Genomic DNA, 15,440 nt, shown 5'->3' on the forward strand with positions numbered 1-15,440 from the left:
TATGACAATGCAAAATCACTCAGATAGTGGTGAATACGCTATGACAAAACAAACTCATACAGGACTTGGTGATAATGTCGCTCGTGATAAGTACGAGAATATTATTCGTAGTGTCCAAGCCAGAGATTTAAAAAGCGTAGTTGATAACATCATGCGTGATGTTTGTTATCGAGATACAGATAAGGCTATGGAAAAGCTGAATATTCTGAGTGATATTGACTCACTTGAAAGTGACGTAAGAGCATTGTTAAGTGCTATTCAAGTGAAAATAGATTTGGTTAATGGTTCTGTTCCATCAGCAAAACAGGAACTTTTGAGTTTACTTAAGAGTAAAACCTTGCCAAACGATGTTCGTGATGTCGTAACTTCAATTCTCATTGATTTGGAATCTCGAACGAACCCTGTTTCAGCAAGGGAGAGATATGATGCCCTTGAGGCTGACAGTGTATATATTGATGAAATATTTTTTGAACGTATTGCTTTGAAGATAGAAATCCAAGACTGTTTTGATAGCTCTAAAAGGTATGATTTTTTAGAGCAAGAACTATCAGGTTTAATACGAGGGGCGTTTAGAGTTCAAGACTTTGGGCTAGCTGTTGAGATAAGCCGTTTCTTGGATGAACATTTCCCATCTAAAAATGCATATACTCTTTTACTTTATAGTGAAAGTTGTCTTATTGTGACTAAAAATCAATATAAGCATTATTTGTCATTTGAAAAACAGGATAAAGAGGTTGTCGATAGGCTTGTAGCTAAATTGTTGGGTTGTATTGAGGAAGGTGATGATAGGCATATAGCTATTCTAATAAATCTTCTAAATATTACTTTTTTCTTGGATGGGCGAATCGTTGAGCTAGGGCAAAATCATATAGAAAGAATTCGTAATATGGATGGGGTGTGTGCTAGTACTATAGAAGAGATCTCATCGACAGCTCCTTTCCCGTATACTCGTTTTGAATTAACATCTGATTCTCTTGGCATCAAAGATTTTTCAAATCTTCATTTTGCCATAGACAATGGTCTAATTAAGTTTTCTGCTGTGAATGATTGGTTAGATAAAGGGGGGAGTATTCAAACTGGACATGACTATTTGAATACGTTCGCTGAATTACAGTTAACAGCACTGTTATGCTCTAATTATAATAAGCAGGATTTACAATCATTAGGTAGTAAAGCTCAAGATTTTTTCGAGTTGGATATTGACCAGTTTATGAGGTTAAATCTCTTTGCTGTAAAGAGATTATGTGAAAGATTTATCGAACTAGAGTTACCTCTCTATGCTGTTCAGTATTTGAGTCCTTTTATACCTGATAAGTCTTGGGTATCTCCGATCTTCCTATGCTACCTGGATGCTTTGTTTGCGAGCGAAAAGTATGACTTGTTTTTTTTGCAAATTAAACATCTGTCCTCTGAAGACAAAACAGAACAAATTTGGATTCAAGAAGCACTATTGTATGAGCGAATTAAAGAATTTAAGTTATCTATTATATCAATTAGAGCTGCTATTGAACTAACCCCTTGTGATTCATATGCTTGGTATCTGTTACTATTTATTTTACGAAGTAGTGGTGTATCACTAGATGTTCTAAAAGATACCGTATTTGAAATTCCTGAAGGTGTTTTCTCTACTTACCATGAATCAAAAATGCATTTAGTTAATGAAATCGCAGCTTTTATTGACAATAATCTTGCTGATAGAGTATTAGTGGATTGGTTTGCTCAAGAACCCGATAAAGTAGCAACACCATTAACACAAGTTCATGCCAATTCATTATCTAACCGCTTTGAGGTGACGAGTAATCCTTACATACCAAAATATTGCTGTGATGGTGTTACATATACCGATGGCTTCGATAAGTTTACTCGAATACTTGTTAGAGATGTTGATACGAGTCATTCATGTTTACTAGACGTTGACTCTCCTACGGGACAACTTCTTGTGGGCTTGCAGGTGGGGGAAAGTATTAAAGATGGGAGCGTTGGTGAAATTACATTACTTGAGCGCTTGTCCCCTTTTGTAGCTGCATTTAGAATGGCATCGGAGCTAAGGCATAAAGGAAATGATGGTACAGATGTATTTAAAATTTTCACGATGCCGAAAAATGAAAAAGATTTTCTTCCTTATATAGAAAAGATTATTAGACGCTATACCCCTGAAGATAAAGAGCCGAATTCAGCATTACAAAACCCCAATATACCTTTGGTCATGAAGGGGCACTTCACTAATCCGGAGAGTCCTATTAAAGGAGCTTTAAAGCATCTAACATCAATGGATTCAACACAATATATGAATTTATTCGATAAAGGGGTTGGGATACCAGATAAGGTAGTTGTAGATATATATACAGCGGTGTATTTTGCTTTGGTAGGTTTAGCTTCAAATTTTAATAAGCTATCTATTGACATAATTTTATCGCAGCGTACTAAACACTCTTTAGAACTTTGGATTAAGGATATTCTCAGAGAAGACTATCTATCATTAGACATAAGTGATCGAGGTCTTCATCGATATACATCAGAAGATATAAGAAGAGATTCACTAGGGTTCATTCAAGAGCTTCAGGCATTGCTACAGTTTTCTAAGGTTGAAGCTCTCAAACCATTAGACACACCTGATAATTTGGTGAAAATTAGAGGTATTATTGATGAAACGGTTTATTCGACATTTCAACTTTCCGTTGCTAACTCGATCCCTTGGTTATGTGTGGATCAGCTTATGTGTATTTTGGCCCATAAATCAGGATATTTAGTGGCAAATACAAATACTATTATAATTGAGTTACTTAATAGCTTGTCGTTGGAAAGTAAGAAAAAGAGCATTCAGTTTAATTTATTAACTGGTGCCCCTGTACCTATATTGTATGACGATATTGCTGAATTGAGTCGTTCATCTGATAATCATGATGTGTATTTGGTAGCTAAATTTATAGAAAAATACGGCGTATCGTTTGAGTCACCAGAGGTATCACTTAGTTTCTTAACTGAAATAGTAGGAAGAGTGACTGTTAATGCTTACTTAGAAGGTGGGATATTGAGTGGGGGTAGGAGTCGTGACCCTAGTTATGCTGGGTTTGCTGAAGATGTCTTCAATTATTGTTGTCGTGTAGCCATCACTGCTTTAGTCGGTGATACAGCTGAGCAAAGACTCGCCTTATTCATATCAAATGTGTTGCATGAATTTGGTCGAGTTCGTCGTTATACGGCTCTACTCGAAAAGTTAACATCAACTTTTGCCACTGGACATTTTTTAGATATACAGGAAATAAATAGGATATTTGAAAGATGTTCTTTGAAATACGTGTATTAACTTGATTGATATTAAATTTAATTTTTTTGCCAAGTATTTGCTGGAATTAAAAAACGAAAAAATATTTTGTAAATGTCATTCCTGTGCGCATCAGTAGCTAAATAGATCCAACACAATCCCAAATAATGGACAAGAATATCCAACAAGATCCTAGTGTTTATAATCACTGCAAAGGCATCTCAAGGAATTCAAAATCCTCTTCCGAAAGGAGTGGCGGTTCAAGTCCGCCCTCGGGCACCATATTTAAGTAATAGAGCCTCAACGAAAGTTGGGGCTTTGTTGTATCTAGCACAATCAAAAGCTTACCTCGTATTCCCTTACGTTATATCCTTAAAAATACTCTCTAATAAACTCACGTTATTACCCTTGGAAAATTTACTCCTGTCCATATCCGGTACTTTCGCATGCAGAATCTGTGCGCAAGGTAATCTAACTGAATCCAACACTGTTCTGTACTTTGAGGTTTGTTAGTTTTGCTGGTGGATGTAAGTGCCAGTATTAGCATGGGAGTCGGTTGGGTGGAGTTCCGGTACTTTACGGTCCATTTCTTGTCCTTTGGAATTGGTATGCGTAATTAAGTTGATTTATTAATAACTAATGTAGCTGCGTCATTTTTTCGTAATTGGTTATTGCTGTAAGTACCTATGCCATATGGTGTTGAGGCATGTGTGTAATAAGCACGTAGGGGATAGATAATAAGTAACACACACATTACTCACCAGTTGTCAGCAGACTTAAAATCTTGGGCTAAATCGCAAAAGTAATATTGATCATTTTTTGACTGTAATAATAATGAGTATTACTTCCTAATATTTATCGCGGCTATTTATTGCTGGTTAGTACAGCTACAAATTGTGCCTCCAAATTTAAATTGATGCTAGTTTATTTTTATATGTGTAAAATTTTTTCGTTTCTTGATTCATATAGAAAAGCTGGAAATTTGTTTTTAGCTGGTTATTTAGGGTGTCAATAAAGGTGAAATCTTGTCTGGTAGGTTTACTATCAACAACAATTAATAATTTTTCATATTCATTATGCTTTCGGTCATATATTGCGTAATCAAGTAATTGGCCTACTGCTAACCGAATACACATTTTTACAGTTCTGAAGCCTTCTAATGTGCTTTTTAATTCAGCTATATACTTCTTGTTATTGCAAGAAAAGCTGAAGTCGAAATAATCGTAACCTTCGTTTGAACCATTTTGATATTTCTTCTTAGTTTGTTCATCCGTATCCATTACATTGTTCTGTTCATTTAACCAAATATCAAAGTATTTTGCTAAGAATTGCTCTCTATATATTATTGTTTTTTGCTGTTCAGGAAGTAAATAATCGCTTTTTTTTAATTCTGGTTTATTAGTTTTCTTCTTTAGGGGTGGCTTATTTGCATTATTTAATCTTGTGAAGTATTCAGGGCAATCTAAGTTAATAAACGAATCTATGTCGTGTTTGTTTGTAATGTATCCTTCAAGAGCTGGATAAGGTGTATTTTTTTTACGACTTCCAACAGCTCGAAACTCTAATAGCCCTGATGGTATGCTTAATTGTAGTTTTTTTGCATCAGCTTTATATTTGAGGGGAATTTCAATTCTTATACCTTGAGACCTATTCTTGATTCTAATTTGTGGGTGGAATCCTGCCGCATCAGTTGTGGTGTATGTGCTAGAAACCATACCTTTTTCAGTTTTTTTTGCTATATGACTCACGGTCTCCCAATGATAAGTGGATAATAGTTTTTTTCTAAAATAAGAAAATAAATCAGCTATATGGGGCTTGTCATGGTTTAGTAATGCTAAAGCTTTGGTGTAGCTTTCAGTGAATGTTTCGCTTAATTGTTCATTTTTCATTTCTAGTGTTTTAGACATACTCTTGACCTTACTATTCTTCGATTTTGTTAATTTATTTTGAAGAAAACTTAACCCAGTTATTAACTGATGCTGCTTGTATAAATGCAAATTTAGTATTCTCTACTTGAAACATGCATCAACCCAACTCATGCAATTCAGCTGATAAGTATTCTAAATAAAGAGGAGTAATTACCTTTTTATTGCAAATCTTTGATAAAGAAAAAAGTGATAGTTGAAATCGAGTTATCTTTTTGCCTTTCGCCTTTCGCCTTTGCATTTGTATTCACTGATTTAACAATCAATGCAGCACAATCGTGGGGCGACGGTTTCATCTTCTTACCTTTTGTCATTTCAAGTGTTTGTATAATGGCAGCTGAAAGTGTGCTGATCAACTATTTTGGTGTGCTTGGAGTCTTAAATAGGTATTTATTTATTTGTGAAATGTGTTTGCGTATCTACCCTCATCTTCAAAAATATATTAATACCTTGTATCACAATTAAAGGGTATTAATATGACCATCAATAACACCAACTTTCTCACCACCAAAAATAATCAAATCCACCAATGCCACCTAGAATTACTTCCCACTAACTCTGTAAATTCATCAGTAACAGAACTTAAATTGAATGATTATCAACGTGTATTATGCTCAGATAGTATTGAGGTAATAGGTTAATGTGTTGATATAAATATATTAATAGCTAACTTTCACATCTTGATAGTAGCAATGTAGAAGTGTTGCCGATATTCACCACATCATTAAGATTTGGATATTAAGCTAGAGATTATCACCACGAAGCCTTGATAATCATGGCAATGTATCCATTGCTATAATCAAGAACTGAAATCTAATGTAAGCATCTGATTTAAAATCACTTAATAGGTAGTAACGAAACTATTAGCAGGATAATTTAGTCATGATATCAATAATTAAATATTCATGCTAAATGCCGTGACATAATTACCAGTACAGAATAAAGCAGAATCACAAGAGTTCACTCTCCATTATCTTAACCCTCGAACCGCGAATATCATCGTTATAATCTAATCCTCTGTCTATCTAAACTGCTAGTATTAGTTGAATAGTGACGATGATATTAGTTTTATGATTTTAAGGTGTTGATTTTAAATGGAACGACTGCCATTGTGTTATAATCTTTAGGGCTGGTAGATTGGAGGGTTTACATGGGACTGTTAAATATAAAACAACGATTTTCTGACGATATAGATAAACTGACAAATGAAGAAGCTGCTTATATATTAACTATTTTGATGTTAATACTTGGCCTTGCTATTCACGCTTTCCTTGAAAAAATAAATACTGAAATCAGTTTCTCACTTTACTGGTTCGCATTAATTTTCATGTTTTATGGATTTTCAAATTATGTTTTTGAATTAATTAAAATTTTGAGTTCAAATTTACTTGGGAAATCACTGGGAGCAATAGTATTTCTAGGTGCTACAACGTTGAATTTAACTGTTGCAAACGGGTTTATCAATAATGTATTACATGTACCTGCATCGGCTTTTGGTTATACACAAACTCTTGTGTCAATTTTAACCATTCCTGTTTCTAGCTCTATATCCTTTATGGCTTTATTCGTTATTTGTTTATCAGTAATAATGGTAGATGGAATGGTGAGTTTTAAGAGTATGAGCGCTAAGAATATACTAACACTTAAATTTATTAGAGGATTTGCTGTAGGCAGCCCATTTCTTGTTACGAGTAGAATGATATCAATTGTTATATTGTTATCACTATCCATGAGTTTTGCAAATAATAATAAATGGTATTCTGATCAGATCTCAGTATTTACTAAATGGTTTGCTTTCAACTTTGAAATGGATAGCTACGGATACTGTATAATTCCTGATAGTGCTAAGGTTTCATACCTTCAGATGGATAATATCGTGGTTGGTGAGTTTGATGGTGAGAATTACAATTTTTATGTTAAGCGATGCCGTGATGAACTATAGCTAGTAGATTTTATTACTCAACAGTAGAGAACCTTTTTTCATCGTATCTAACCCATCTTCAAAAACATATTAATACCTTGTATCCCTAACCAGACGAGGTATTAATATGACCATCAAAACCACGCCCAATAACCCTAATCCCATTACCACCAAGAAATTCAAATTCACCAATGCAAATCTAAAATCCCTTCCAGCTAATCCAGCAAATTCATCATCAACAGAACTCGAAGTATCCGACACAGAAATCATCGGCTTGAAATGCCTATCCGGTAAAACAGGTAATAAACGTTTCTTACTACGCTATAAATTCAACGGGCGTAAATGTAGTATCACCATTGGGCGCTCCCCAGACATCGATATTAACCAAGCTCGTAAGGTAGCGAGAAAGTATAAAGGTATGATTGCTGATGGTGTTGACCCTAAAGCAGAGCGTGACAATCAAGTTGATTACCCAACGGTTAAGTCATTCTTCTACGATACGTACTTACCACTGGCAAAGCGCAGAAAGAAAACATGGGCTTTGGATGAGAAACGATTCCGTAAACACTGTCATGCAATTGCCAATATCAAATATAACGAGCTAACAGTTAGCCATGTAATGAAACTCCACTTAACCCTGAGTGAAACTAAATACAAAGGTGAATATTACGCACCTGCAATTTTTAATCGAGTATTATATGTATTTTTATAAATATGTGAAATCAGTTGTAATTTCAGCGATCACTAGTACTTATCTTTTTGTAATATAGGATGAATCGGTATTCTCAAATTAGCTGTTATGAGAAAGATATTTTGTCGAAATATTTGATTTACCCAATTAAGTGAGTTTATTAAATATTAAAATAATTAAAGGAATATGAATGAGTGCTCTGCCATATCAACTACCCAAAAGCGCTATGCAAAAGATATTGCATTTATCTAAAATAACCTCAATACCAATGAATTTATTGCAAGGTGCTGGAGATGCAGAAATTGAAGCCATTGCAGCTATGATTTTATATCGTCACATGGACCGTTTACAAAGAATTGAAGCCATGTCCGTGATTAGAAGTGTTAAAAACAGAGCGCTTATGGGGCATATATTAGATAAAACTTTAGATACTACATTTGTTAATCCTCAATGGGGGATATGGTCTCTATCAAATAAGGAGCTTTTGGAAGACATTAATTTTCATACTGTTATTGATTCTTTTGCTGGTTATGTGGGTATTGGGGGATCAATAATAGGAGGGAAGGATATGATAAAAGATATTTGGACTCTCAAAAAAATGGGTAAAAAACACTGGACTTTGATTGTTATTTGGGGAAGTGTAATCTTTAATAAAAAAGAACTGAATAAGGCACAAGCAGAGTTAGGTAACAGGCAAACTATTAATAAATCAGGACTATATTAATGCTAAAATTTATTCTGTCAAAGGTTGTGTTTTATATATTTTTATTCATATGTGTCTATTGGTATTGGGAGGAGTCTGATGATAGTACTAAAACAGGGTTGTTTTATTTCGTTTTTCTAATAGCATTTTGTCAAAATATTTATTACAGCTATAAACTTTCAAAAATAGAGGCTGAAAATAAACAGCTATAACATTATGTCCAATACTGAGTCAGGATTAAAATTCAAATATTTTGGTAAATGAAATTCCTGTGTTCATCAGTAGCTAACTTGATCCAACACAATCCCAAATGATGGACAAGAATATCCAACGAGATCCAAGTATCTATCACTACTGCAAAGGGTCTCAAGGAATTCAAAATCCTCTTCCGAAAGGAGTGGCGGTTCAAGTCCGCCCTCGGGCACCATATTTAAGTAATAGAGCCTCAACGAAAGTTGGGGCTTTGTTGTATCTGGCAGAATTAAAAGCTTACCTACATTTTCCTTTACCTATATCTCTAGAAATACTTCCCAATAAACTTAACTATGACCTCTAGATAATTTGTTCCTGTCCATATCCGGTACTTTCACGTGCAGAATCTGTGCGCAAAGTCATCTCACGCACTCCTAATGGATCCAACATCGTCCTGTCCTTTGAAACTAGTATGGATTATTCGGTGGATTTATTAATGCTGGAGGTGGCTGCGTTATTTTTCCGTAATTGGTTATTGCTGGAAGTACCTATGCAGTATGGGGTTGTGGCATGTGTTTAATAAGCTCGTAGGGGATAGACAGCAGTGAAGACTATTAGATTCGGTTAATTCAATTTATTCGTGATTGTGGTGTAGAGATTATCACTGAGTAGCGGTGTAACAATGACAATCGACGGTGCATTTTCTGGTGAAAAAAAAACTTGTTTTCATAATAACATAAAGCTGTTATCTTCCACTCAATCAACAGCTTATATAACATGCCTAGACTCCTTTTTTGTGAGGGAACTAGCACCACTTTAGCCGTCGGCAACTTCCCTTTAACACCCTACAGTTTACTGTGCGCAATAGCTAAACTGGCAAAAAATGAAGAAAAATATGAAATCACTTGGTTTTAAAAAAACATTAATTATTTCAATATTATTGTTAGTTACGGCATCTTTGCTAACATCAAATTGGCTTTCTTATAATAATTTAAAAGATAGTACGGTTCAGAGCATTAAAGATAAGTCAGTATCGACTGCCAGATTTGAAGCTAAGATTATTGAGGATTGGTTTCATACTAAAACCCTCGCAATTGACTCATTAGCCAACCATTACAAACTCGGAACATATGGTGATCGCTATGTTGATATAACAAGATTCACGAAGAGTGCTAGTGACCTAACTTCTGTGTATTTTGGTTTCGATGATGGCAGTACATATTCGTCCTTAACTGGTGATCGTTGGATTAACGGCGTTGCAAATAAGGATAAATATGATCCACGTGTCCGCCCTTGGTATCAATTAGCAAAAAGAACAAATAATTTAGATATTACAGATGTTTATAATGATACAAAAACAGGGGAACCGGTTGTCTCTATTGTAAAAAATATTGGAAATGGTGTCGTTAAAGGTGATGTTTTTTTGTCCATCTTAGATGACGCTGTAGAAAATATTAATTTTCCGGGCGCGATTACCATAATTTTAGACGGAGCGGGAAAAACGTTAGCTACCAACTCAACTGCACTAGATGTGGGTGGGCGACTTTCCGATATCGGTATGGTCGACGTACAGAATGCAATGCTATCTCAAGACGATATATATATAGATTACACATTAAATGGTGTCGAAAAATTAGCGATCACTAAATCTATAAAACTGGTCAATGGAAAAAAATGGTATCTATTTATCGGGGTTGATAAGTCCGTTGTCTATGCTACCGTCGATGAAGCACTGACTAATGCGCTTATCACTTCACTTGTTATGATATCCATTGTAGTTTTGCTTGTGTTAACCATGCTAAACACTTTATATCGTCCAATTCTTTCGCTTAAAGACGTTGTGCTCGATTTATCAAAAGGTAATGGTGATCTCACCCGTCGATTACCTGTAACTAGTGATGACGATTTGGGGCAAATATCAGAGGGCATTAATGTATTTATCGGCAACCTACAATCCTTAATGTTGGACGTATCACAGTCTTCTGAGCTCATCTCTCATAGTGTTGATAAACTTAAACACCAAACGGATGAAAATAACGAAGTACTGACCGCTCACTCGGCAGAAACAGAACAAATCGTTGCTGCTATTGAAGAAATGAATGCGACTGCCAATGATGTCGCGAGTAATGCTTCCGAAGCATCTCAGTTCACTCATAATGCAAACACTCAAGTTACTGATTCTAAAAACGTTGTAATGAGCGCCACAAAGACGGTATCTGAACTCGTTGAAGAAGTTGAAAATACATCTGTGAGTATTGCAGAAATCGGAAATGACACCAAAGATATTACCAACGTACTGAAAGTCATTGGTGAAATTGCAGAGCAAACGAACCTGCTGGCGTTAAATGCAGCTATCGAAGCGGCTCGAGCCGGGGAGCAAGGCCGAGGCTTTGCCGTTGTCGCAGATGAAGTCCGAGCGCTTGCTGCCAGAACGCAAACTAGCACGGCAGAGATTGAACAGACGCTAAGTAAGCTACATGCGGGATCTACTACTGCAATTACAGCAATGGACTCCACTAAATTGACATGCGAAAGAACGGTGGAAACGACATCTTTGGTGGCTCAAAACCTTGATTCTATAGCTAAATCAGTAATCCATATTAATGACTTAAATATGCAGATAGCTACCGCAGCCGAGGAGCAAAGCTCTGTTACAGATGAAATCACTCGTAATATGACCGCTATTCGTGGAATCGTGGGGGAGTTGTCTGCGAATGGAGAAGCGACAACAAATGAAACCATCAATCTTGCAGCTGCGAACAGTCAGCTGAAATCTATCGTAAGTAAATTCAGGTTGCAATAAAAAGTATCCGCATAAGGGGATCTCGTTTCTCCAATCGAGCAGCAATGGAAGCTGCTCGATAAATCAGCTATGACCAATTATAATTGTCTATCCACTCAATATTCTCTTAAAAAACATGCTGATGATATTGTTTAGTTTAATAGCTGTCGGCTGCGCGACAGCTATTCTTATCTGTTGGTATTAAAATTTAAGGTATTTTGGTAAATGTAATTCCTGTGCTAAATTAATGCCTAATAGATCCAATACAATCCCAAATAATATCCAAGTCTTTGTCACTAGTGCAAAGGCGTCTCAAGGAATTCAAAATCCTCTTCCGAAAGGAGTGGCGGTTCAAGTCCGCCCTCGGGCACCATATTTAAGTAATAGAGCCTCAACGAAAGTTGGGGCTTTGTTGTATCTGGAACAATGAAAAGCTTACGTTATCTGTCCTTAATTCATATCCCTGAAAATACTATCTAATAAATTCACATTATTACTCTTAGAAAATTTACGCCTGTCCATATCCGGTACTTTACGGTCCATTTATTGTCCTTTGGGGCGTGGTTTAAGATAAGTTATTTGTTCGACTCTACTGTAATATTATTTCTGTAATCATAAATGTTAAGCGTTATAATATTTATTGCATTAGAGTATATTTATCATAACTTACAGCGAGTAATATAAAAATCTTAAGAAAACTTATAAGTCACCCACCTAGTGCTGAATTGATGTTTAAATGCTGATGGATCCCAACCAATTTATCATAAATCTTCATGCCTTATAGCCAGCGCTGAAAGCTGGCTATAAATATAAGAGAGCAAAGGTTCATCTGGGCAATATCTATAATCATCAACAACTTCTCGTCCGATATAAATGAATGAGAGGACGTTTCGTTTTTTCTCTGTATTCGCCTGTAACAACCTTGCCTGACCAAGCTGTGATGATGCGTATCCTAAGCACCAAAGCACAAATAGGATCATTGCAGCAACAAGTAATAAGTTGTCGTAACGCTCTGGACTTTTTGAGTTAGCATATTCCAAACTGATACCCAGTTTACTATTTTTTGTATTTATGAAATTTTCTTCTATTTGCATGCGCTGTCGCTGTTTTGAACCATTCTTTTTCTTCAACCGCTTTAAACCAAGGGGTTTTGAAAATTGCGTCGGATAAAATAATCGGCTGGCAATCTTTAGGGTGGCTCTGCTATAGTTTGTTGAGTAGGTCTCGATGAGCGTGCTCTGCGTTAAGATCTTATTCTTTATATACTTTTCGTATAGTTTCGGTGGCTTTCACGGCAAGTGCTCTGTTTTTTTTGCGAAATAATTTGATCACCAACTGCCATAAAAGTGACCTTCTTAATATTAATATTAATATTAATATTAATATTCCTCAATCGCGTGGGGATTTGTCAGCGTTTTAAGCCTAATTTAACTGCTCTTCGCATTTATGAAGAAGAATAATAACGAGTTATGTTCGATGGAAACCACGTGATTATGCTTTTATTCAGCAAGGCGCATCCAAATAGAGAGATTCGCTCAGATCCATCAAGATGTTGGCTATACTTATAAGTGTAGTTAACCTTTTAAAGGTGAAGAAAATGAGAGCTAAAACATTCACATACCATTTGAATAGTATTACTCAGCTACTTTTGGACATGACTCCAGCCCAAAGAGAGCAAGTTCATCAACTAATTCAAGATACTCAACCCGAAATTACAGTAAATGAACTTATTTAACCTATTTTTGACATCTCGCCCCAATGCCCACATTGTCATTCACTGCATTTTAATAAATGGGGTAAAGCGGGAACAGTGCAACGCTATCGCTGTAAGGCATGTGTTAAAACCTTCAATATTAAAACAAAAACACCTTTAGCCAGATTGCATAAATGTGAAATTTGGACTCGATATGCAGAATGTATGGAGCAGAAATTAACATTACGTCAAGCGGCCAAAATTTGTCACATCAATCTTAAAACAGCATTTTTATGGCGTCATCGTTTTCTTGAAGCGCAATCAGAACAATATAAAGATAAATTATCGGGGATCATTGAGGCTGACGAATTTTTTCTTGCCTACTCAGAGAAAGGCACAAAAAAGTTGAAGAATAATAGAGCTGCAAGAAAGCGCGGTGGTGATACCGACAAAAGAAAGAAAGACGAACAAGTCGCCGTACTTCTGTCGATAGATAGAAGTAAACACATTATCGATGGTGTTTTGGCCGCAGATACAACCGCTGAAATAAAAACACACCTAGAGCCATATATAATAAAAGGTTCTGTGCTGTGTAGTGATGGTGCTTGGGCATATGTCAGTATAGCTAAGGGCGCACATTGTGATCACAAGCGACTGATAAGCAATAAAAATAGAGTGAAGGATAAGATTTATCATATTAAAACGGTGAATGGCGCAATAGCTCATTTTAAAGGCTGGGTAGATATAAAAATGCGAGGTGTGGCAACGAAGTATTTACCACATTATCTCGCTTGGTTTAGAGAAAGCTATGCTAAGTTGAATTTTCAGCAAATGTTAGTGGCGGCTTACAGGTAACAACAATATTATGGAACTGAGCCGAGATATTACAAATGGAAGTAACAAATGGAAGTAACAAATAGGCCTAAGCATTCATTGGCTAAACATGGCAAAGACTCTGTTTCATTATTTATAGGCGACAAAAAATCGCTTTATTTTATTACTTCTGTTTCTTCTGTTTTAATTATTCTCCTTGCACTTAAAAACCATTATTTAGGCTATAGCCTTCTGGCATACTCACTAGTGTCTTTTGTTTTTTCCGCTGGTTTTCATGCATTAGCTCTTCATAAAGGTTCACGAATAACAATACACACTAATATTGTTGTTACTTTGTTGATAGTGTCTATATTTTTAACAATTTACTATTTGGGGGTGGAAACTGTTTATTGGGTGTACCCGATTTCTATTTCATTGATATTTATATTAACAATTAAATCTGCGATCGTATTTAACACAATCATTATGGGGGTTGTAAGTGGATTTAGTTTTTTAGGTATGAAAATAGAAGAAGCATCTAGGGTTTCGGTCTCTTATCTGTTAACAGTATTAATATCCTTCGCAATACTAATGCATATAAATAAACTAAAACAACGCCTAGTTGATGAGTCAATACGAGATCCTATGACTGGCGCGTATAATAGAAGACAATTATCGATCAATTTAGAGAATTGTCTCGCTCAAAAAAAACGGAATAACATAAATTCTGCAATCTTAATGATTGATATTGATCATTTTAAACACATCAATGATTCATTTGGACATGGTGTCGGTGACGAAGTTATTAAGCACTTAGTGAATATCATAAATGAGTACAGTCGCGAGGTAGACTTATTATTCAGAGTTGGCGGAGAGGAGTTCATATTATTAATGCGCGATACAAACATTGATGACGCACTACATGTTGCGGACATGTTAACTGGTGCAATAAAAACAAAACAAATAATTGTAAATCATCCAGTTACAGTAAGTATTGGTGTATGTGCTTCTTTTGACAATTTGTCAAAAGATAAGTGGATTAAATATGCTGACACCGCACTTTATAATGCAAAAAATTCCGGAAGAAATCAGGTGCAGTTGTACAACTATTTAGTTGAATCAGCGGTCATAAACTAAGAAATTTAACTTAGATGACCGCAAAGTGTTGAGAGCAGACATTATTCTTGTATGAAACACTCATTTTATAATGACCGCTTTGTCTCATGCTAAAGCACAAACCCTAAGGCATTTTGTGCCCCAGAACGAGATAATTCAATGACGAAAAAAATGATGAATATGCAATAAGTAATCGCCTTTTTTGCATATTTAAAGTAGGTTGCTCGAAAAGTTTGATGCTCGTAATTTCCCAATAGAGAGCTTTAATAACTCCCTGAAAAAGTGATTCTTGTGCACATCAATAGCCAACTAGATCCTAGTAATTATCACTACTGCAAA

8 protein-coding genes and 1 pseudogene are annotated in these 15,440 nt (G+C 35.6%); 7 read left to right on the forward strand and 2 right to left on the reverse strand.

Annotated features, from left to right (window positions below; all coding sequences use genetic code 11):
* The first annotated feature begins 40 nt into the window (after positions 1 to 40).
* Positions 41 to 3,307, forward strand: a complete 3,267-nt coding sequence (locus tag HRT96_RS10390) for a hypothetical protein (protein ID WP_293155966.1) — start codon at positions 41 to 43, stop codon at positions 3,305 to 3,307.
* An 866-nt stretch (positions 3,308 to 4,173) separates the two neighbouring features.
* On the opposite strand, the gene HRT96_RS10395 is transcribed toward HRT96_RS10390, so the two are convergent.
* On the reverse strand, positions 4,174 to 5,172 hold the full coding sequence (locus tag HRT96_RS10395; RefSeq protein WP_293155969.1) for a hypothetical protein: 999 nt from the start codon (positions 5,170 to 5,172) through the stop codon (positions 4,174 to 4,176).
* Between the two features lie 1,168 nt (positions 5,173 to 6,340).
* On the opposite strand from HRT96_RS10395, the gene HRT96_RS10400 reads away from it, so the two are divergent.
* The 4 genes from HRT96_RS10400 (at position 6,341) to HRT96_RS10415 (ending at position 11,500) form a co-directional block, all read left to right on the forward strand.
* The gene (locus HRT96_RS10400) at positions 6,341 to 7,132 is read left to right on the forward strand and encodes a hypothetical protein (protein ID WP_293155972.1); all 792 of its coding nucleotides are present in this window, start codon (positions 6,341 to 6,343) and stop codon (positions 7,130 to 7,132) included.
* A 106-nt stretch (positions 7,133 to 7,238) separates the two neighbouring features.
* Positions 7,239 to 7,823, forward strand: a complete 585-nt coding sequence (locus tag HRT96_RS10405; RefSeq protein ID WP_293155975.1) for an Arm DNA-binding domain-containing protein — start codon at positions 7,239 to 7,241, stop codon at positions 7,821 to 7,823.
* 169 nt (positions 7,824 to 7,992) lie between these two features.
* The gene (locus tag HRT96_RS10410; RefSeq protein WP_293155978.1) at positions 7,993 to 8,526 is read left to right on the forward strand and encodes a hypothetical protein; all 534 of its coding nucleotides are present in this window, start codon (positions 7,993 to 7,995) and stop codon (positions 8,524 to 8,526) included.
* Between the two features lie 1,054 nt (positions 8,527 to 9,580).
* Entirely contained in the window at positions 9,581 to 11,500 is a 1,920-nt protein-coding gene (locus HRT96_RS10415; protein WP_293155981.1) for a methyl-accepting chemotaxis protein, read from the forward strand.
* Between the two features lie 740 nt (positions 11,501 to 12,240).
* Here the strand turns inward: HRT96_RS10415 and HRT96_RS10420 are convergent.
* Positions 12,241 to 12,609 carry a hypothetical protein gene (locus HRT96_RS10420; protein WP_293155984.1) on the reverse strand — a complete coding sequence of 123 codons (369 nt, stop codon included), beginning with the start codon at positions 12,607 to 12,609 and terminating at the stop codon, positions 12,241 to 12,243.
* A gap of 467 nt (positions 12,610 to 13,076) precedes the next feature.
* On the opposite strand from HRT96_RS10420, the pseudogene HRT96_RS10425 reads away from it, so the two are divergent.
* Together HRT96_RS10425 and HRT96_RS10430 are read left to right on the forward strand one after the other, a co-directional pair.
* Positions 13,077 to 14,027 (forward strand): annotated as a pseudogene (locus HRT96_RS10425) (IS1595 family transposase).
* Positions 14,028 to 14,075: 48 nt separating this feature from the next.
* Positions 14,076 to 15,122, forward strand: a complete 1,047-nt coding sequence (locus tag HRT96_RS10430) for a GGDEF domain-containing protein (protein WP_293155987.1) — start codon at positions 14,076 to 14,078, stop codon at positions 15,120 to 15,122.
* Positions 15,123 to 15,440: the final 318 nt, after the last annotated feature.

The sequence above is a fragment of the Moritella sp. genome (assembly GCF_013215705.1).
Taxonomy (GTDB): domain Bacteria; phylum Pseudomonadota; class Gammaproteobacteria; order Enterobacterales; family Moritellaceae; genus Moritella.